The sequence below is a fragment of the Streptomyces sp. NPDC048506 genome (genome assembly GCF_040651315.1).
Classification (GTDB): Bacteria; Actinomycetota; Actinomycetes; order Streptomycetales; family Streptomycetaceae; genus Streptomyces.
In genome coordinates, this window is the sequence record NZ_JBEZIX010000001.1 from 41,860 (window position 1) to 60,740 (window position 18,881).

Sequence of the window (18,881 nt, forward strand, 5' to 3'; positions counted from 1 at the left end):
CTCGAAGGAGCCCATGCACCGCCACGAACCCGAGTGGACCCCACCGCCCAAGGACCCGGACACACCGGTCCAGCTACGGCGGATCCTCGCCCTCTTCCGCCCCTACCGCGCCCGGCTCGCCCTCGTCGGCCTGCTCGTCGGCGCCTCGTCCCTGGTCTCGGTGGCCTCGCCGTTCCTGCTCCGCCAGATCCTCGACGTGGCGATCCCCGACCGGCGCACCGGCCTGCTCACCCTGCTCGCCCTGGGCATGATCGCCACCGCGATCACCACCAGTGTCTTCGGCGTCCTACAGACCCTGGTGTCCACCACCGTCGGCCAGCGGGTGATGCACGATCTGCGCACCGCCGTCTACGCCAAGCTCCAGCGGATGCCGCTGGCGTTCTTCACCCGCACCCGCACCGGTGAGGTCCAGTCCCGGATCGCCAACGACATCGGCGGGATGCAGGCGACGGTCACCTCCACCGCCACCTCCCTGGTCTCCAACCTGACCTCGGTCGTCGCCACCGTCTGCGCCATGCTCGCCCTCGACTGGCGGCTCACCGTCGTCTCGCTCCTGCTGCTCCCGCTCTTCGTCTGGATCAGCCGCCGGGTCGGCAACGAGCGCAAGAGGATCACCTCCCGGCGGCAGAAGCAGATGGCCGCGATGTCCGCGATGGTCACCGAGTCCCTCTCGGTCAGCGGCATCCTGCTCGGCCGCACGATGGGCCGCGCCGACTCGCTCACCAAGACCTTCGCCGACGAGTCCGAGCGCCTGGTCGACCTGGAGGTCCGCGCCAACATGGCCGGCCGCTGGCGGATGGCCACCATCGGCATCGTCATGGCCGCCATGCCCGCCCTGATCTACTGGGCGGCCGGACTCGTCCTCCAACTGGGCGGCCCGGTCTTCTCCCTCGGCACCCTGGTCGCGTTCGTCTCGCTCCAGCAGGGCCTGCTCCGCCCCACCGTGTCGCTGCTGTCCACCGGCGTCCAGATGCAGACCTCGCTCGCGCTCTTCCAGCGGATCTTCGAGTACCTCGATCTGCCGGTCGCCATCACCGAACCCGCCGAACCGGTCCGCATCCCGGCCCCGCGCGGCGAGATCCGCTTCGAGAACGTCCGGTTCCGCTACGACCCCGACGCCGCCGCCACCCTCGACGGCATCGACCTCAACGTCCCCGCCGGCGGCAGTCTCGCCGTCGTCGGCCCGACCGGCAGCGGAAAGAGCACCCTCAGCTACCTCGTCCCGCGGCTCTACGACGTGACCGAGGGCCGGGTCACCCTCGACGGCACGGACGTGCGCGACCTCGACTTCGACACCCTGGCGCGCGCGGTCGGCGTGGTCTCCCAGGAGACCTACCTCTTCCACGCCTCGGTCGCCGAAAACCTCCGCTTCGCCAAGCCCGACGCGACGGACGACGAGATCGAACGCGCCGCCCGGGCCGCCCAGATCCACGACCACATCGCCGCCCTCCCCGACGGCTACGACACCCTCGTCGGCGAGCGCGGCTACCGTTTCTCCGGCGGCGAGAAGCAGCGCCTGGCGATAGCCCGCACCATCCTGCGCGATCCGCCGATCCTCGTCCTGGACGAGGCGACCAGCGCCCTGGACACCCGCACCGAACACGCCGTGCAGCAGGCCATCGACGCGCTGTCCGAGGGGCGCACCACCCTCACCATCGCGCATCGCCTCTCGACGATCCGCGACGCCGACCAGATCGTCGTCCTGGACGCCGGTCGGATCGCCGAACGCGGCACCCATGACGAGCTGCTCGCCGCCGACGGACGCTACGCGGCGCTGGTGCGGCGTGACGCACACCTCACCCCCGCCGACGATCACGTGATGGCCCCGTAAGTGACCGGCGGGTAAGGTCGGTGGTGCGGCGGCCAGTTCTCAGGTCGGGGTGGCCGCCGCATCCCATCCCCGGCAGGTCGGCCGTGCCCGCCGGCGCCGTACGGCGGCGGGACGTCACAGGGCGGCGAGGTCGATCGCGTCCGCCATCGCGCGGTACCCCTCGTCGTCGGGGTGCTTGTGGTCGCCGCTGTCGAAGGCGGGCGCGAGCGCGTCCGGGTCGTCCGGGTCCGCCAGGGCGGTCGCGAAGTCGACCACCGCGGCGAACTCGCCCGAGGTGCGCATCCAGTCGTTGACCGCCCGGCGCTTCGCCTCGGCGGCCGGCGTGTGGTACTCCGACCCCTTGAACGGCAGGATCGTCGCCCCGGTGACACGCACCCCCGCGGCGTCCGCCATCGCCAGCAAGGCGCGGTACCCGGCGATGAGCTCGGACACCGAGTGGTCCGGGTTCGGCTTGTACGTCGGGAGGTCGACCTCGCTGAACCCGATGTCGTTGAGGCCCACCAGTACGACCACGGAGCGGACGCCCGGCTGGTCGAGCACATCGCGCCGGAAGCGGCCGACGGCCCGCTCGCCGAACCACGCCGAGTCGCTCAGCAGCAGATTGCCGCCGATGCCCTGGTTGAGCACCGGGCGCGGGGTGCCCCGGGCGGCCAGCCGCTCGGCGAGCGCGTCGGAGTAGCGGCGGTTGCCGTCGACGGTCGACCCGAACCCGTCGGTGAGGGAGTCGCCGAACACCACCACCGTGTCGCGCCGCGCCGGTCCGCCGTCCGCCAGCTCGACGGCGGCGAGGTAGTACCAGGACACCGTGGTCTCGTCGAACACCGCCGGGTCCACCGCCCCGAGCTGGTCCCCCGCGGCACGGTAGGCGGTGGCGTACGCCTGGGCGTGGAAGGTCGCCGGCCCCGTCGGCGGCGCGAAGTACAGCGACACCGTGAGCGCGTCGAAGGGCGCCGCCGTCACCTCGGCGGCGTCGCTGTAGACCTCGCCGCCGGGCGGGACGCGGACGGACCGGGCGCCGTCGAAGGTGAGCCGGCGGACCGTGTCCTCCTGCACCGCCGCACCCCGGTCCGCACGGGCGAGGGTGGCCCCGGAGACCTCCAGGGGCGCGGTCCCGTACCGGTTCGAGAGCTTGATCCGGGCGGCGGTACCGGAGCCGGTCACCCGGACCACCTGCCGCACGGTCTGGTCCGCGAACCCCTCCAGCGCCCAGTTCTTGTGGAAGCCCTCGCTCGGGCGCTGTACGGATGCCGTCCAACCTGCCTGCCACGCAAGGGAGTTGCCGGTGTCGCTCATGGTGGTGCCGCCTCTCTGTCGGTTCGCCGGGTGGCGATGACAGCGAGTCTGCCGGTGGCCGCCAGGGCTACCCAGGCCTCTGGGCGTGGTACGCATCGGGTGCCCACCAACGCCAGGGTCACCCTCACGCCCACCCGGCGACGTGCTCCCACGGCCGGCGCGGGGGACCGATCCGGGTGCCCAGGACGAGCGCCCCGCACGCCACTTCACCGCACGCCGTGCGCCCGCGCCGGGTCCGCCGCCACGGCTTCGTCGGTACGGTGGACCTCCGCCACGGGCCTGCCGCCCGTCCCTTCGGATTGCGAGATGTCCGATGAACCAGACCGCAGCCCACACATATCTGGCCGCGGCGGTAGTGGTGCACAACGGTCGTGTGCTGATCGTTCGCCGTAGCTACCGCGAGCGCTTCCTGCCCGGCGCGTGGGGCGTGCCGTGCGGCAAGCTGGACCGCGGGGAGTCCGCCGAGAGCGGAGCCCTGCGGGAGCTGAAGGAGGAGACCGGACTGCTCGGCGCAGTCGTCGCGCACACCGGATCCGCCGGCTTCCTGAGTGACTATCAGGGCCGCCGCGTCCACAACCACCAGGAGAACTTCCTTGTCCGCCCGCTGACCTTCGATGTCGTGCTGCCCAGTCCGGACCAGGCCCACCGCTGGGCCCGGCCGGGCGAGCTGGCCGCGGCGGGGGTGGACGCGTACAACCTCGATGTGATCCGCCAGGCGTTCGGCGGCCGGCTGGACGCGGCCGGCCTGCGCGCGATGACGGCCCGCTTCGGGTACCCCGGACCCGTTCGGTTCAATAGCCCAAGGACCGGGCCAGAGCGTCGAGTTCGGCACGATAGACCGCCGGCCGCAGGGGAACCTTGGCCGGCGGACGTGCGCGCCCGGCGCCGCCGTTCCTGACGGCCGGGCCGTCCGTGCCGGCGCCGCCGTACCGGACGTACACATCGGTCACCGAACGCTGCGGCGCGGTCTCCAGGAACAGCGTGACCGTCGGCTCCTCGCTCACGACCCGGTGCAGCGTACGGGCGTCCAGACCGTAGCTCCGCCCGGGGCCGAACCGTTCGGTGCCCAGCAGCCGCAGCCGCGCGTCACCGACCCGCCGCAGCTGCCAGGCCCCGCCGGGGCCGTCGATGGTCTCCCGGTAGGCGGTCGCCGGCACCCCGTCCGCGGCCGGTGCGTAGCACTCCATGCGGACCCGGCCGCGGACCACTGCCGAGGCGATGGCACAGCGGTGGTTGTGGATGTCCTCGGGCGCCGGGCCGGCCCCGCCGCGCCAGAAGTGGACCCGCAGTACGAACCGGGGTGCATCGGGCAGCAGCACCAGCTTGTCGAAGCCCAGCACATGGCGGTACGAGAGCCGGGTGCACTCCGCGAGTTCCCGGTCGCCGACGGATAATCGGCGCACCAGCGGACCGAGCGCCGCCGGCTGCGCGAGCCGGGCGACGGCCTCCCGCGCCGCCTCGGGCGACGGAGGCCCCGGCCCACCGCCCAGCCGCTCCGCCAGCAGCCACCGGGCTTCCTCGACCTGCATCTCCGCCTCCCGTTCCCGGCGCCGCCGACCGCCAGCGGCCCCGCGCACCCGACCCGGCCGACGTCAGGGCCGGTGGACCAGCAGCGCGTACCGCCGCAGCACCGACAGGCCCTGATACGCCATCCACACCGGATGGCCCATGGGCCCGTCGTCCCACCGCCACACCCCGCCCTGCTGCATCCCCCACACCCGCGCCACGGCGGCGGCCAACTGCCCCTCCCAGGCCGGCAGTCCCACGCTCTCCGCGGCCAACTGCCGTGCCCCGTCCGTCATCAGCGCACGGACCACCCATGCGGCGGAGAAGTGCCGCACCGACAGCAGCTCCTGATGCAGCGGATCCTCCCGGACCGGTCGGCGTACCTCCTCCTGGCAGTTGTCCAGATCCGACGCCCCGAAGCCGCCCGGCGCGGTCGCGCCCGCCAGCAGCCAGCGCAGTCCCTCCTCGCGCACCGCGCGCTGCCGGGCGTCCTCACCCAGCACCCGCGCGGCCCGGTCCAGCGCCACCACCGCCCGCGCGGTGTGCGCCGCCGAGGGCGCCGGATTGCCCCGCCCGGTGGCCAGCGCCGCGCCCCAACAGCGGTGGTGGCCGCGCGCCGGGTCGGCGGTGGCGCCGTTGACCAGCACCTCGCGCAGCCCGCCCAGCGAACGGGAGCCGGGCGCCGCCCGCAGCAGCCCGCGCAGCACGTTCGTCACGACATACGTATTGGCCAGCCCCGACACATCGTGGTCCGGGTCCAACAGCGTCTCGCAGGAGTGGATCTCGGCCTCCAGCAGCCGGGGATCGGCACCGGCCCGCGCCAGCGCCCCCAGCACGATCGCGGTCACCTCGGGGCGCGCCCCGCTGCCCTGCGAGCGGGCCGCCCACCCTCCGCCGGGCAGCCGTAATCGCCACAGCGTCTCGGCCACCTCACCGGCCCGTATGCGACCGTCGTACGGCGCGATGTCGAGCAGGAGGTGCAGTCCGTACGCCGTGCCGAACGCCGTCGGGTGCACCGGGGGATCGCTCTCCGCCAGGGAGTGCGGCCAGCCGGTCAGCGGCCCCCGCCCCGGCACCTCGATCACCGCCAGGCCGCGCCGCAGCGCCTCGTACGTCCCGTCCATCAGCTCGGGCAGCGAACCGGCCGGGGAGGGCGCGGGCTCCGGCGGTACCACCGCGGCGGCCGCCGCGCGGGCGCGCAGCAGCGCCGCCGACAGCCACACCACCGCACCCACCCCGACCCCGGCCGTCGCCGCCACGCAGTAGCGCGCCGCCTCGCCCGCGAGGTTCTGCGGCAGGATGCCCACCAGCGTCTGGAACACCGCGAACCCGGCGGCCGGCACGCCCAGTCGCCCCAGCCAGGTCACCAGCCGGGACGGAGCGGAGGCCGGCGCGGCGGCGGACGACGGCGGTCCGGGGGCCGCCGCGGTCGAGCGGCGGTCGGCCGGGCCGGAACGCTGTGGTGGTACGTCCTGCCGCAGCATCGTCTGCTCCCTCCCCCCGGGCACGCGCCCCCGCACCGCCTGTGCGAAGGACATCCCGATCAGTGTAGGAATCCCCACTGACAACGGGGTCGCACACCTGTTGCAGCGCCTGCCGGTCACGGGTTTGCCGACGGCTCATTCCGATGCCTGGGGCGCGTCCGACGGCGCAGGGTCGGAAAGGCCCTGAGGCGCCGTCAGCAGAATCACCTCCAGCGTCCGCGGACCGTGCACCCCCTCCACCCGGTCGAGTTCGATGTCGCTGGTCGCGGACGGGCCGGAGATCCAGGTCAGCGGGCGCTCCGGCGCCAGTCGCGACATCGCCTGCGGCACCGAGTCGACGACCTGCTCGGGGACGCGGACGACACAGACGTGGTGGTCCGGCACCAGCGTGATCCGGCGCCTGCCCTGATCCGGGCCGGCGTCCAGGACGAGGGTGCCGGTCTCCGCGACGGCCAGCGCGCAGCCCGTCACCACGCTGTCCACCGCGTCGAGTTCGGCGGGCGTCACCGAGGCCCGGTCCTCGACGCGGGCGATGCCGGAACCGGCCGACAGCGCCACCGCCATCCAGCTCGGGTCCAGTGCCGGCGGCACCACCACCGACCGCGTGCCGTGCGCCACCAGCAGCCGGTGGATCAGCGCCGGCAGCCCCGCGGTGTCGCTGCGGTGCACGATCGCCCGGTAGTCCGCGAGGTTCTCGGCGAGCAGTTCGACGGTCTGTGCCGTCGTACGGGAACCGTGCACCTGCCGGTAGCCGCGCACCACCTCCGGATCGTCCCGTTCCGTGCCGCGCGGCACGTCCGCCAGCGCCCGGCGCACCCGCGCCAACACCACGTCCCGGCTGCTCACGCGGCACCACCTCGCCGACCGGACGGCCCGGATGGTCCGGACGGGATCGCGCGGGTGCGTTGCCACCAGTCGCGGAAGGACTCCGCCGGTACCTCCGGCAGATCGCGGCTCTGTGACCACGCGCGCCCCGGGCCGGGCAGCCGCCGCGGATGGAGCCGCCGGGTCCGGGCCGCGAGGCGCATTCCGCGGCGCAGCGCGCCCGGGTGGTCGAACGCCCAGGCCGCCGCGCGCATCGCGGCCCGCTCCGCGGCGTGCCCCTTGGCCGGTTTGACCACGGTCCGGGTGCCGCGCCGGGTGACCGGTCCGCCCTCCACCACCCGCTCCCGCAGGTGCACCAGCACCTCCGGGATGTCGATGGCGACCGGACACACCTCGTAGCAGGCGCCGCAGAGCGAGGAGGCGTATGGCAGTGATGCCTCCAACTCTCCCTGGATTCCGTTGAGTTGGGGTGTCAGGATGGCGCCGATCGGGCCGGGGTAGGGCGAGCCGTACGCATGCCCGCCGGCCCGCTCGTACACCGGGCAGACGTTCAGACAGGCCGAGCAGCGGATGCAGCGCAACGCCTGCCGCCCGACGGTGTCGGCGAGGGTGTCGGTCCGCCCGTTGTCGAGCAGGACGAGGTGGAAGGTCCGCGGCCCGTCGCCGTCCGTGGTGCCCGTCCAGGTGGAGGTGTACGGGTTCATCCGCTCGGCCGTCGAGGAGCGCGGCAGCAGCTGGAGGAAGATCTCCAGGTCCTGCCAGGTCGGCACCACCTTCTCGATGCCGACCACGGAGATCAGCGTCTCCGGCAGGGTCAGGCACATCCGCCCGTTGCCCTCGGACTCCACGACGACCAGCGTGCCGGTCTCGGCGACCATGAAGTTCGCACCGGAGATCGCCACCTTCGCGGACAGGAACTTCTCCCGCAGGTGCAGCCGGGCCGCCTCGGCCAGCTCGGCGGGGGAGTCGGAGAGCCCCTCCGGCGCCGGACGACCCCAACGCCCCATCTCCCGACGGAAGATGTCCCGGATCTCGGAGCGGTTGCGGTGGATCGCCGGCACCAGGATGTGCGACGGCAGGTCGTCACCGAGCTGCACGATCAGCTCGGCCAGATCCGTCTCGTACGCACGGATGCCGGCCTCGGCCAACGCCTCGTTGAGCCCGATCTCCTGCGTCGCCATCGACTTGACCTTGACGACCTCGCGCTCACCGGTCTCCCGCACCAGCCGGGTGACCAGCGCATTGGCCTGGGCGGCGTCCGCCGCCCAGTGGACCTGCCCGCCCGCCGCGGTCACCGCGGCCTCCAACTGCTCCAGATAGTGGTCGAGGCGGCGCAGCGTCCGGTCCTTGACCGCGGCGCCCGCGGCCCGTAGCTGTGCCCAGTCGTCCAGCTCCGCCACCGCACGGGCCCGCTTGTCGCGGATGGTGTGGGTGGCGTGGGTGAGGTTGGCGCGCAGCCGGGTGTTGCGGGTGGAGGCCGCCGCCGCGCGCGGGAAGGCGGGCATGCCCAGATAGGTGCCGCTCACCACTGACTCCCTTCCGTACTGGCCAGGATCTCGGCGATGTGGACCGGTCGCACCGACGCGCCCTGCCGGGTGAGGGTGCCGCCGATGTGCAGCAGACAGGAGTTGTCGACGGTGCAGACGGCTTCTGCTCCGGTGGCGAGGACGTTGCGGACCTTGTCGGCTCCCATCGCCGCCGAGACCGCGGGGTTCTTCACCGCGAACGTGCCGCCGAAGCCGCAGCACTCCTCGGCGCCCGGCAACTCCCGCAGCTCAAGCCCCTTGACGTGGGAGAGCAGCCGCCGCGGCCGGTCGCCCAGGCCCAGCATCCGCAGACCGTGACAGGTGGGGTGGTAGGTGACGGTGTGCGGGTAGCAGGCCCCGACGTCCTCCACCTTCAGCACGTCCACCAGGAACTCGGTCAGCTCGTACGTCTTGGGCCCCGCCAGCGCCGCGGCGTCGGCGAGCTCCCGGCCGCGCCCCTCGGCGGCCGCCTTCGCCCCGATCCGCGGGTAGTTGTCGCGCACCATCGCCGCACAGGAACCGGACGGGGTGACCACGTACTCGTAGTCCCGGAACGCCCGGTCGAAGCGGCGCACCAGCGGCTCGGTCGCATGCCGGTAGCCGGTGTTGAACTGCGGCTGGCCGCAGCAGCTCTGCTCGGCGGGGAAGTCGACCGCCACTCCCAGCCGTTCCAAGAGGGTGACCACCGCCTGCCCCGTCCGCGGATGGAGCAGGTCGTTGATGCAGGTGACGAACAGTGCTACACGCACGTTGCGCTCTCCTTTCGGCCGCCCCCGGCCCCTGGCGGCCATCCGCCTCCGCGGTACATGATCACCTGTCGGCTCATCCTGCCCCAGCCGCAGGCCCAGGAGAAGAACCGGGAGCTAAGGACCATGTCGAGTGCCGAATTCATCACCGAGGACCGGGCGCCCGACGGTGCCCGTCCGCCGTCCCGGCTGCGGCAACTGGCCGCCGCCTCCATAGGAAACGCCGTCGAGTGGTACGACTGGTACGCGTACTCCTTCCTCGCGGTCTACTTCGCCGAGCAGGTCTTCCCGCACGGGACCGGCAGCTCCCTGGTGCCGCTGCTGTCGACCTTCGCCGTCTTCGCGGTCGGCTTCTTCATGCGGCCGGTCGGCGGACTGCTGATGGGCGCGGTCGCCGACCGGCGTGGCCGGCGGGTCGCACTGACCGTCACCATCCTGCTGATGGGCGGCGGCAGCCTGCTCGTCGCGCTCACTCCCACCTATGCGGCCACCGGCGTGCTGGCTCCCGTGGTGCTGGTCGTCGCCCGCCTGGTGCAGGGGCTGTCGGTGGGCGGCGAGTTCGCGGCCTCCACGACCTTCCTCGTCGAATCGGCCGGGCCGGGCCGGCGCGGGTTGTTCTCCAGCTTCCAGTACGTGTCCACGACCGTCGGTCAGCTGCTGGCCTCGGGGACCGCGGCGCTGCTCGCCGCCCTGCTCAGCGAGGAGCAGATGGGCCAGTGGGGCTGGCGGGTGGCGTTCCTCATCGGTGCGCTGCTGAGCCTGCTGGGCCTGTGGATCCGGCGCGGCGCCCAGGAGACCCTTTCCCGGGCCCACGACTCCGTCCGAGGAGGGGAGACCCCCGCCGCCGAGCAGCCGGCCGCGGCGCGCCCCGGCCTGTTCGAGGCGCTGCGCCGCCACCCCCGTCAGTCGCTGCTGATCTGCGGCATCACCGCCGGCGGCACCATCGCGTACTACACCTGGACGACCTACCTGCCCACCTACGCCCAGGTCAACGCGGGCTTCGACAAGGGGGATTCGCTCACCGTCGGCACCCTCTCGCTGGCCTTCTTCGCCCTGTTGCAGCCGCTGGGCGGGATGCTCTCGGACCGCATCGGCCGCAAACCGCTGCTGCTCGGCTTCTCGCTGGGCTTCGCGGTCCTCGCGGTACCGCTGCTGCACCTGGTCACCGACGCCTTCGTCTCGCTGCTGCTGGTGCAGTGCGCGGGCATGGTGCTGCTCACCGGCTACACCGCGGTCGCCGCGGCGGTGAACGCCGAGGTGTTCCCCGCCCGGGTCCGCGCCGCCGGCATCGGCTTCCCGTACTCGCTGACCGTCGCTCTGTTCGGCGGCACCGCGCCGTACGTCGGCACCTGGTTCGAGCAGGCCGGACACGCCGACCTCTTCCCCTGGTACGTGGCCGTGCTCTGTCTGGTCTCGTTCGTCGTCTACCTGACGCTGCCGGAGACCTCCCGCAAGGAGTTGGACAGGTAGCCGGCCGCCCCGCCGGACGTGCGAAGCGCCGCCCCTCCCGGGACAGGGAGGGGCGGCGCTTTCTGTGCGAGGTCCGTCAGACGAGCCAACCCACGAGGTGAACGATGCCGGCAAGCAGGTTGGTGAGGATGTCCATCTGGCTTCTTCTCCTTGTGCAAGTACGTGTTTGTGGAACCAACTCTCCGGCCCAGCAAGGGAGTCGACCGGAGGCGCTGTGACGGTCTGCAGCCCGCCGCTTGCGCCCCGTAAGCATCACCCGACGCGCGGTGCCCCGGGAACCCCTTCCGGCGTCGATCACACCTTCTGGCGAACGCTCGCTCCCGCGTTCGTTTGTTCGCATCGGAGTTGTGGGTGAAGTGCCCGGTTTGCCGTTCCTCTGGTCATTCCAGGGTGAGTGGTTGGGCATATGCCGGCATGGCGGTCACGATTCTCGTGACCTTTCTCATTGGTCGATCTTATTGCCGAATTCCCGGCCGGCCGCCACGCGCTCGGAATTGACGCGCATTCACCGGCGCCGGTGTCGGGTAATGGTGGACATTTGCCCAGTCCGCCGATGCGGAACTCGTCAGTAGCGCCACGCTGCGTGAAAATTTCGATATTCCCGCCCGATTCGATCTCCAGTTGTCCACGCCTTTCACAAGACGATCACGTGTTAGCGTCCGTCGCCGCGAGCCGAAAACGCGAAAGGAAACTCCGTGGGCCATATGCACCACTTCAGCGCGGGCTGGGTATCTCCTGTCCTCGCCTATGCGATGGCGTGCGCAGGATCCGCTCTCGGGCTGCGCTGCACCGTCCGTGCGCTGGCCGCCGACGGCCGCTCCCGGCGCAATTGGCTGCTGACCGCCTCGGTCGCCATCGGTTCCGGCATCTGGACCATGCATTTCATCGCGATGCTCGGATTCGGGGTCACCGGCACCCCGATCCGCTACGACGTCCCGCTCACCGTGCTCAGCCTGCTGGTCGCCATGGTGGTCGTCGGCGCCGGCATCTTCAGCGTCGGACACGGCGCCGCCCGGCTGCGCTCCCTCCTCCTCGGCGGCCTGGGCACCGGCGTCGGGGTCGCCGCCATGCACTACCTCGGCATGGCCGCCATGCGCCTGCACGGCCACGTCGGCTACGACCCGCTCCTGGTCGCGCTCTCCGTCGTGATCGCCGTCGCCGCGGCGACCGCCGCCCTGTGGGCCGCGCTCAGCGTGCGCGGTGCGGCCGGCGCGGCCATCGCCTCCCTCGTGATGGGGCTCGCCGTCAGCAGCATGCACTACACCGGAATGGCCGCGGTGCGCATCGACCTGAGGCCCACCCGGGCACCCCTGCCCGGTGCCACCCCCATGGAATTCATCTTTCCGCTGACCGTTGTGCTCGGCTCCTTCCTCTTCCTCACCGTCGCCTTCGTCGCCTTGTCGCCAACCGCCCGGGAACGTGCCGCATCGGCCTCCGCGGAATCGTTCCGAGAGGCCGAACTCCCCACTCTTTCCTGACCTCTTGACTTCTCTCTGACCCCTGAGGAATTCATGCAAGCACGACCGAACCCGGGCCGTTCCGGTGACCTAAAGGGTGCCCCGCCACCCGACCACGGACCCGGACACGTCCTCCCGGCGGCGCCCGCTTCCGGCCCCAAGTCCGCTGCACCGAAGGGGAATTACCGCACCGTCCTCAGCATCCGTCTGATGCCCCGTTCGGTACGGTCCAAGATCGTCGCGCTGCTGATGGTCCCCGTGGTGTCCCTGATCGCCCTCTGGGCCTTCGCCACGGTCACCTCCGCGCGGAGCGTCTCCGACCTCGACCGGCTCAAGGAGGTCGACACCACGCTGCTGATGCCGGTGGGCGACTTCGTCGCCGCCGTCCAGGACGAACGCAGCGCCGCGGCGCGCGCCTTCGCCGACCCGAGCCCCGGACGACAGCAGGCGCTGCGCGACCGGCAGCGGGCCACCGACACCGCCGCGGCCGCCCTCCGGGACGGCGTCAACGCCGGCAGCGCCGACGCGGAGGGCGTCGACCCCGATCTGCCCGACCGGATCGACCGCCTGATGCGCGACGCCGACGGCCTGCCCGCGCTCCGCAAGCCCGCCGCCACCGAGGCCGCCACCGACCGCACCATCGGCACCTACACCGGCATCGTCGACGACGGCTTCGCCACCGTCGGCGCCCTCACCGGCCTGCCCAACCCCACCGGCGCCTCCGAGCTCCGCGTGGTCCTGGAACTCGCCCGGGCCCGGGAGGCCATCTCGCACGAGGACGCGGTGCTCGGAGCCGCCCAGACGGCCGGCCGGATGTCGCGCGACCGGTTGGACTCCTTCACCGGCGCCGTGCACACCCAGCGCGCACTGTTCGCCGCCGCGGTCGACGACCTCCGGCCCGCGGACGCCGCGGCCTACCACCGGATCCTCAACGGCCCGGCGTACCGCGCACTCCGGTCCGCCGAGGACGCCGTACGGGCCGCCGGAGCGGGCGCCCGCGGCGCCACCGCCGTTCCCGCCACCGGCTGGAGCGCGACGACCGACACCGTGCTGCGGGACCTGCGCTCGGCGCAGCGCTCGGCGGCCACCTCGGCGGCCCGCAGCGCCGACCCGCTCTCCCTCGACACCCTCGGCGGATCCGGTGTCGCCGTCGTCCTCGGCCTCGCCGGTGTGCTGCTCTCCCTGCTGATCTCCGTCAAGATCGGCCGCGGGCTGGTCGTCGAGCTGGAGGAACTGCGCAACGCGGCACTCCGGGTCGCCGGCCGCGACCTGCCCGAGTCGATGCGCAGGCTGTACGCGGGCAAGCCCGTCGACATCGACGCCGTCGCGCCCCTCGACGCCGAACGCGGCACCGGCCGGGACGAGGTGGGCCAGGTCGGCGAAGCTCTGGTGGCGGTGCACCGCGCCGCGCTGAAGGCCGCGGCCGACCGCGCCGCCGCGCTCAGCGGCATCTCCGGCGTGTACGTGAGCCTCGCCCGGCGCAGCCAACTGCTGTTGCACCGTCAGCTCGCCCTGCTGGACACCATGGAACGCCGCACCGAGGACCCGGTGGAGCTGGAGGACCTCTTCCGGCTCGACCACCTCACCACCCGGATGCGGCGGCACGCCGAGAGCCTGATCATCCTGTCCGGCGCCGCCCCCGGCCGTGGCTGGCGGCACCCCGTACCGCTGCTGGACGTGGTGCGCGCCGCGGTCGCCGAGGTCGAGGACTTCGCCCGGGTCGAGGTGCGCGCCGTGCCGGACGCCCGGCTGATCGGCGCCGCGGTCGCCGACGTCACCCACCTGCTGGCCGAACTCGTCGAGAACGCGGTGGTGTTCTCGCCGCCGCACACCAAGGTGCAGGTGCGCGCCGAACGGGTGGGCGCGGGCATCGTCCTGGAGATCCAGGACCGCGGGCTCGGCATGGGCCCGGAGGCGCTGGCCGAGGCCAACCGCCGGATCGCGGACGCCGACGAGATCGACCTCCTGGACACCGAGCAGCTCGGCCTCTTCGTGGTGAACCGCCTCGCCCACCGCCAGCACGTCAAGGTGACGTTGCAGCCGTCGGTGTACGGAGGCGTCACCGCCGTGGTGCTGCTGCCCGACGCCCTGCTGACCGACGGGACCGACGGGACGGATGGGACGGACAGGCCGGATGGGACGGACAGGACGGACGGGATGGACGGAACCGACGAACAGCTGTCCGCCGAGGGCGCGGTGACGGAGCAGACGATCGTGGCGTACCACCCGCGACGAGCCGCCGTGCTGCGGGCACTCGGGACCGCGGCCGGTCAGCCCGGCGCGCTCCCGCCGGCACCGGGCCCCGCGGCCCCGGCCCCGCCCGCTCCGGCCCGGCCCGCTCCGGCCTCGCCCGCTCCCGCCCGGCCCGCTCCGGCCTCGCCCGCTCCCGCCCCGGACGGTCCCGTTCGGCCGGAGCAGGCATCCGCCCCCGCGGACCTCGACGACGCCCTGCCCCGCCGGGTACGCCAGGCCCACCTCGCGCCCGCGCTGCGGCAGACCCCGCAGCAGCGGCCCGAGTGGGTTCCCCGCACCGAAGACACCCCCGCACCGAGCCGCTCCCCGGAACGGGCCCGGGACACCATGGCGTCCCTGCGCGCCGGCTGGACCCGTGGTCGCGAGGCCACCACCCGGCCGCCGTCCCGCGGAGCAGAGACGCAAGGAGCAGAGACGCAAGGAGAAGAGACATCGTGACCGCCGACCAGCACTCCCACCTCTCCGGTGAACTCAACTGGCTCCTCGACGACTTGGTCTCCCGGGTTCCGGAGATCCGCTGTGCCGTGATCCTCTCCGGCGACGGCCTGGCCGTCGGCGCGTCCACCGGGCTCACCCGCGACGACGGCGAACGGTTCGCCGCCATCGCCTCCGGCTTCCACAGCCTGGCCAAGGGTGCCGGCCGGCACTTCGCGGCGGGTCAGGTCATCCAGACCATGGTCGAGCTGGAAGGCGGCTTCCTGTTCGTCGTGGCGGCGGGGGACGGCTCGTGCCTGGGCGTGTTCGGCGACGCGGAGGCCGATGTCGGCCTGGTCGCCTACGAGATGGCCCGGCTGGTCAAGCGGGTCGGCGAGCACCTCGGCACGCCCGAGCGGGCCGGAGCGGAGTGAGGGAGGGGCCGCTCATGACCGACTCCACCCCCCACTGGTACGACGACGAGGCGGGGCCGATGGTCCGGCTCTACGCGATGACCGCGGGGCGGGCCCGGCCGAGCAGTACGGCCTTCGAGCTGATGGCCGTGGTGCGGGCCGAGCCCCGACCCGGCGGGGAGACCCGTCCCGACGGCGACGACCCGCCCGCGCTCTCGCCCGAACAGCAGGCCATCCTCGCCCTGTGCGGCGAGGGCCCTCGCCCGGTGGCCGAGATCGCCTCCGACTCCGGACTGCCGCTCGGCGTGGTCCGGGTCCTGCTGAGCGACCTGCTCGCAGTGGGGCTGATCCGCGTCAACCGCCCGGTGCCGCCCGCCCAGTTGCCCGCGGCGCACCTTCTGAAGGAAGTGATCGATGGACTCCGTGCGCTCTGAATCCCCGCGCCCCGAGGCCTTCATGGCTCTCAAGATCCTGGTGGCCGGAGGGTTCGGCGTCGGCAAGACCACCCTCGTGGGGTCGGTGAGCGAGATCCGCCCGCTCAGCACGGAGGAGCGGCTCACCGAGGCCGGACGCCCGGTCGACCGGCTCGACGGGGTCCAGCACAAGACCACCACGACCGTCGCGATGGACTTCGGCCGGATCACCATCCACGACGACCTGGCGCTGTACCTGTTCGGCACGCCGGGGCAGGACCGGTTCTGGTTCCTCTGGGACGAGCTGGCACAGGGCGCGCTCGGCGCGGTGGTGCTCGCCGACACCCGTCGACTGGCCGACAGCTTCCCGGCCATCGACTACTTCGAACACCGTGCCATCCCGTTCGTGGTGGCCGTCAACTGCTTCGACGGCGCCCGCACGCACTGCGCCGACGAGGTGAAGGACGCCCTGGACCTCGACCCGACCACCCCCGTGTTGCTGTGTGACGCCCGCGACCGCGGGTCCTCCAAGCACGTGCTGATCGGCCTGGTCGAGCATGCGGCGGCGTCGTACGAGGCGCGACTGGTGCACGGTTGAGGGGCGCGCACGCCCACCGGCCGGCCGTCACGGAGGCGCTGCTCGCCCGCGGGCGCCCGCCGGGGCGGGCGGCGACCGGCCCGTGATCACCCGGCGGCGGCCGCCGCCGCGCCCACCGGCTCCCGCGCCAGCAACTGGCGGATCTCCCGCACCGCGGCCCGCCCGGCCCGATGGGCGCCGATGGTGCTCGCCGACGGCCCGTACCCCACGAGGTGGACGCGCGGGTCGCGCACGGCACGGGTGCCGACCATCTGGATTCCGCCGCCCGGTTCGCGCAGCTTCAGCGGTGCGAGGTGGTCGATGGCGGCCCGGAAGCCGGTGGCGTAGAGGAACGCATCGGCCTCGACCGTGCGCCCGTCCGCCCAGATCGCGCCGGTCGGCGTGATCCGCTCGAAGAGCGGCAGCCGCTCCAGCACACCGTCCGCGCGGGCCTGCCGGATCGCCTCGGTCATCGGCAGCCCTGTGACGCTCACCACGCTCCGCGGCGGCAGCCCCTGCCGCACCCGTTCCTCGACGAGGGCGACGGCGGCCCGCCCCTCCTCCTCGCCGAACGGGCCCTCGCGGAAGACGGGCGGCCGGCGCGTCACCCATGTCGTGCTCGCCGCCACCGGCGCGATCTCCAGCAGCTGCTGAACCGCCGAGGTCCCGCCACCCACCACCACGACCCGCGCCGCACGGAACTCCTCCGGCCCGCGGTACTGCGAGCTGTGCAGCTGCCGTCCGCCGAACGTCTCCTGCCCCGGGAACCGCGGCCAGAACGGCCGGTCCCAGGTCCCCGTCGCATTGATCACCGCCCGCGCCGCATAGTTCCCCTCCGACGTCTCGATCCACAGTCGCCCGTCGCGCTCCGCGCTCTCCCGCACCGCCAGCACGCTCACCGGTCGATGCACCCGCAGTCCGAAGGCCTGCTCGTAACGGTCGAAGTAGGCCCCGATCACCTCGGACGAGGGGCGCTGCGGATCGGCCCCGGTCAGCTCCATGCCCGGCAGCGCGTGCATCCCGTGCACCTTCGCGTACGTCAGTGTCGGCCATCGGAACTGCCAGGCACCGCCGGGCCGCGGAGAGTGATCCAGCACCACGACGTCATGGTCCATCCGATAGCCCACCCGCCGCAGATGGAACGCGGCGGCCAGCCCCGCCTGCCCGGCCCCGATCACCACGACCTCGACCTCACGCACCCCGGTGTCGTTCATGCCTCTACCAACTGGCGGAGGGGGCGATCTCTTCCCTGGCCGCCAGTCACACCGGCATGACATCCGCCGTACCGCCGTACCGCCGAGCCGCCTGCCGTATCGCCGTGCACCCGCCGTGCCGCCTGCCGTGGCGACGTGCCACGCGCCGTACCGCCGTGCCGCCTGCCGTGGCGACGTGCCGACCCCGGCAGGCGGCACCACCCCCGGCAGGCGGAACCGCCCACGGCCGGCGGCACCGCCCACGCGCCGGCTCAGCGCCCCCCCGGCAATCAGCAACGGCGCACCGCCCGGTGCGGACGCCGGCCGACCGTTTGCCGCCGGGACGCCGGCCAGCGGCGACGGTCCGGCCTCCAGCAGCCCGCGGGCGACGAGTTCCGGCCGTACGCCCTCGCCGAACCAGTACGCCTCCTCCAGGTGCGGATAGCCCGACAGCACGAAGTGCTCGATGCCCAGGGAGTAGTACTCCTCGATCCGGTCCGCCACCTCGGCATGGCTGCCGACCAGCGCGGTCCCCGCACCACCCCGCACCAGCCCCACCCCCGCCCACAGATTGGGCGAGATCTCCAGCCGGTCGCGCGAGCCGCCGTGCAGGGCGAGCATCCGCTGCTGACCCACCGACTCGCTTTTGCCCAGGGCCTGTTGAGCGGCTGCGACGGTCTCCGCGTCGAGATCGTCCAGCAGCCGCTCGGCGGTCGCCCACGCCTCCTTCGACGCATCGCGGGAGATCGTGTGCAGCCGGATCCCGAACCGGACCGTACGCCCCTCCTGCTCCGCCAGTCCGCGAATCCAGTCGATCTTCTGCCGGACCTGCTCCGGCGGCTCACCCCAGGTGAGATACACATCCACGTTCCGGGCGGCGACCGGCCCCGCGGCGGCGGAGGACCCACCGAAGAAGATCTGCGGCAGCGGATCCGGCGGCAGCGCCGTCAGCCCCCCTTCCACCTGATAGTGCTCGCCCCGGAAGTCGAACGGCTCACCGCCCCACACACCCCGTACGACCTGAAGGAACTCATCCGTACGGGCATACCGCCGGTCATGGTCGAGCGGGTCACCGAACCGCCTCTGCTCCGTCGAGTCACCACCCGTCACCACATTCAGCAGCAGCCGTCCACGGGAGATCCGCTGATACGTCGCCGCCATCTGGGCCGCCAGCACCGGCGAGATCACCCCCGGTCGGAACGCCACCAGGAACTTCAGCCGCTCCGTGACCTGGGTGAGCGCCACCGTCGTCAGCCAGGCGTCCTCGCACCACGTCCCGGTCGGGGTGAGCACCGCCTCGAACCCCAACTGCTCGGCCGCCTTGGCGATTTGCCCCAGATACTCGATGTCCGGAGCCCGGACCCCGCGGACCGGGGTGATGCGGCCGCGCCGGATCCCGCCGTCGGTGTACGCGTGCCGGTCGACGAGCGTCCGCCCGTCGCCGCCGGTCGGCAGGAACCAATGCAGGTGTACGGACATC

15 protein-coding genes and 1 pseudogene are annotated in these 18,881 nt (G+C 72.8%); 8 read left to right on the forward strand and 8 right to left on the reverse strand.

Features of this window, described 5'->3' with window-relative positions; all coding sequences use genetic code 11:
* Positions 1 to 13: 13 nt before the first annotated feature.
* On the forward strand, positions 14 to 1,831 hold the full coding sequence (locus AB0C96_RS00165) for an ABC transporter ATP-binding protein (protein ID WP_362912023.1): 1,818 nt from the start codon (positions 14 to 16) through the stop codon (positions 1,829 to 1,831).
* Between the two features lie 114 nt (positions 1,832 to 1,945).
* Here the strand turns inward: AB0C96_RS00165 and AB0C96_RS00170 are convergent, their stop codons facing one another.
* Positions 1,946 to 3,124, reverse strand: a complete 1,179-nt coding sequence (locus tag AB0C96_RS00170) for an SGNH/GDSL hydrolase family protein (RefSeq protein ID WP_362912025.1) — start codon at positions 3,122 to 3,124, stop codon at positions 1,946 to 1,948.
* Between the two features lie 313 nt (positions 3,125 to 3,437).
* Here AB0C96_RS00170 and AB0C96_RS00175 point away from each other — a divergent pair, with 313 nt between their 5' ends.
* Complete coding sequence (locus AB0C96_RS00175) at positions 3,438 to 4,022, forward strand: NUDIX hydrolase (RefSeq protein ID WP_362912027.1); 585 nt, start codon at positions 3,438 to 3,440, stop codon at positions 4,020 to 4,022.
* Here the strand turns inward: AB0C96_RS00175 and AB0C96_RS00180 are convergent.
* The 5 genes from AB0C96_RS00180 to AB0C96_RS00200 form a co-directional block, all read right to left on the reverse strand.
* Positions 3,916 to 4,653: a hypothetical protein gene (locus AB0C96_RS00180; protein WP_362912029.1), complete on the reverse strand. Its 738-nt coding sequence runs from the start codon at positions 4,651 to 4,653 to the stop codon at positions 3,916 to 3,918. The genes AB0C96_RS00175 and AB0C96_RS00180 overlap by 107 nt on opposite strands.
* A gap of 63 nt (positions 4,654 to 4,716) precedes the next feature.
* On the reverse strand, positions 4,717 to 6,168 hold the full coding sequence (locus AB0C96_RS00185) for a hypothetical protein (protein ID WP_362912031.1): 1,452 nt from the start codon (positions 6,166 to 6,168) through the stop codon (positions 4,717 to 4,719).
* An 81-nt stretch (positions 6,169 to 6,249) separates the two neighbouring features.
* Positions 6,250 to 6,960 carry an LUD domain-containing protein gene (locus tag AB0C96_RS00190; protein WP_362912033.1) on the reverse strand — a complete coding sequence of 237 codons (711 nt, stop codon included), beginning with the start codon at positions 6,958 to 6,960 and terminating at the stop codon, positions 6,250 to 6,252.
* A complete protein-coding gene (locus AB0C96_RS00195) occupies positions 6,957 to 8,465 on the reverse strand; it encodes a lactate utilization protein B (protein ID WP_362912035.1) in 1,509 nt (502 codons plus the stop codon). Before AB0C96_RS00195 ends, AB0C96_RS00190 begins: the two co-directional genes overlap by 4 nt.
* Complete coding sequence (locus tag AB0C96_RS00200; protein ID WP_362912037.1) at positions 8,462 to 9,214, reverse strand: (Fe-S)-binding protein; 753 nt, start codon at positions 9,212 to 9,214, stop codon at positions 8,462 to 8,464. The genes AB0C96_RS00195 and AB0C96_RS00200 overlap by 4 nt, the downstream gene beginning before the upstream one ends.
* 123 nt (positions 9,215 to 9,337) lie before the next feature.
* Here AB0C96_RS00200 and AB0C96_RS00205 point away from each other — a divergent pair, with 123 nt between their 5' ends.
* The 6 genes from AB0C96_RS00205 (at position 9,338) to AB0C96_RS00230 (ending at position 16,229) form a co-directional block, all read left to right on the forward strand.
* On the forward strand, positions 9,338 to 10,681 hold the full coding sequence (locus AB0C96_RS00205) for an MFS transporter (RefSeq protein ID WP_362912039.1): 1,344 nt from the start codon (positions 9,338 to 9,340) through the stop codon (positions 10,679 to 10,681).
* A 695-nt stretch (positions 10,682 to 11,376) separates the two neighbouring features.
* Positions 11,377 to 12,159: an MHYT domain-containing protein gene (locus AB0C96_RS00210; protein ID WP_362912041.1), complete on the forward strand. Its 783-nt coding sequence runs from the start codon at positions 11,377 to 11,379 to the stop codon at positions 12,157 to 12,159.
* A gap of 189 nt (positions 12,160 to 12,348) precedes the next feature.
* Positions 12,349 to 14,829, forward strand: a complete 2,481-nt coding sequence (locus tag AB0C96_RS00215; RefSeq protein WP_362912043.1) for a nitrate- and nitrite sensing domain-containing protein — start codon at positions 12,349 to 12,351, stop codon at positions 14,827 to 14,829.
* Positions 14,826 to 15,239, forward strand: coding sequence for a roadblock/LC7 domain-containing protein (locus AB0C96_RS00220; protein ID WP_362912045.1), 414 nt, complete (start codon positions 14,826 to 14,828; stop codon positions 15,237 to 15,239). The genes AB0C96_RS00215 and AB0C96_RS00220 overlap by 4 nt, the downstream gene beginning before the upstream one ends.
* A 14-nt stretch (positions 15,240 to 15,253) precedes the next feature.
* Positions 15,254 to 15,652: a DUF742 domain-containing protein gene (locus AB0C96_RS00225; RefSeq protein ID WP_362912047.1), complete on the forward strand. Its 399-nt coding sequence runs from the start codon at positions 15,254 to 15,256 to the stop codon at positions 15,650 to 15,652.
* A complete protein-coding gene (locus AB0C96_RS00230) occupies positions 15,633 to 16,229 on the forward strand; it encodes an ATP/GTP-binding protein (RefSeq protein ID WP_362912049.1) in 597 nt (198 codons plus the stop codon). Before AB0C96_RS00225 ends, AB0C96_RS00230 begins: the two co-directional genes overlap by 20 nt.
* A gap of 86 nt (positions 16,230 to 16,315) precedes the next feature.
* On the opposite strand, the gene AB0C96_RS00235 is transcribed toward AB0C96_RS00230, so the two are convergent.
* Together AB0C96_RS00235 and AB0C96_RS00240 are read right to left on the reverse strand one after the other, a co-directional pair.
* Positions 16,316 to 17,422 (reverse strand): NAD(P)-binding domain-containing protein, encoded by a 1,107-nt coding sequence (locus AB0C96_RS00235; protein WP_362912425.1) that lies wholly within the window; start codon positions 17,420 to 17,422, stop codon positions 16,316 to 16,318.
* A gap of 258 nt (positions 17,423 to 17,680) precedes the next feature.
* A pseudogene (locus tag AB0C96_RS00240) lies at positions 17,681 to 18,880 on the reverse strand (LLM class flavin-dependent oxidoreductase); the annotation flags it as partial.
* Between the last annotated feature and the right edge of the window lies 1 nt (position 18,881).

Excerpts from the sequence above, each read along its gene's own strand:
- AB0C96_RS00165 (WP_362912023.1), top strand. The coding sequence starts at position 14 with ATGCACCGCCACGAACCCGAGTGGACCCCACCGCCCAAGGACCCGGAC.
- AB0C96_RS00170 (WP_362912025.1), bottom strand. The coding sequence starts at position 3,124 with ATGAGCGACACCGGCAACTCCCTTGCGTGGCAGGCAGGTTGGACGGCA.
- AB0C96_RS00175 (WP_362912027.1), top strand. The coding sequence starts at position 3,438 with ATGAACCAGACCGCAGCCCACACATATCTGGCCGCGGCGGTAGTGGTG.
- AB0C96_RS00180 (WP_362912029.1), bottom strand. The coding sequence starts at position 4,653 with ATGCAGGTCGAGGAAGCCCGGTGGCTGCTGGCGGAGCGGCTGGGCGGT.
- AB0C96_RS00185 (WP_362912031.1), bottom strand. The coding sequence starts at position 6,168 with ATGTCCTTCGCACAGGCGGTGCGGGGGCGCGTGCCCGGGGGGAGGGAG.
- AB0C96_RS00205 (WP_362912039.1), top strand. The coding sequence starts at position 9,338 with ATGTCGAGTGCCGAATTCATCACCGAGGACCGGGCGCCCGACGGTGCC.
- AB0C96_RS00215 (WP_362912043.1), top strand. The coding sequence starts at position 12,349 with ATGCCCCGTTCGGTACGGTCCAAGATCGTCGCGCTGCTGATGGTCCCC.
- AB0C96_RS00225 (WP_362912047.1), top strand. The coding sequence starts at position 15,254 with ATGACCGACTCCACCCCCCACTGGTACGACGACGAGGCGGGGCCGATG.
- AB0C96_RS00230 (WP_362912049.1), top strand. The coding sequence starts at position 15,633 with ATGGACTCCGTGCGCTCTGAATCCCCGCGCCCCGAGGCCTTCATGGCT.
- AB0C96_RS00235 (WP_362912425.1), bottom strand. The coding sequence starts at position 17,422 with ATGAACGACACCGGGGTGCGTGAGGTCGAGGTCGTGGTGATCGGGGCC.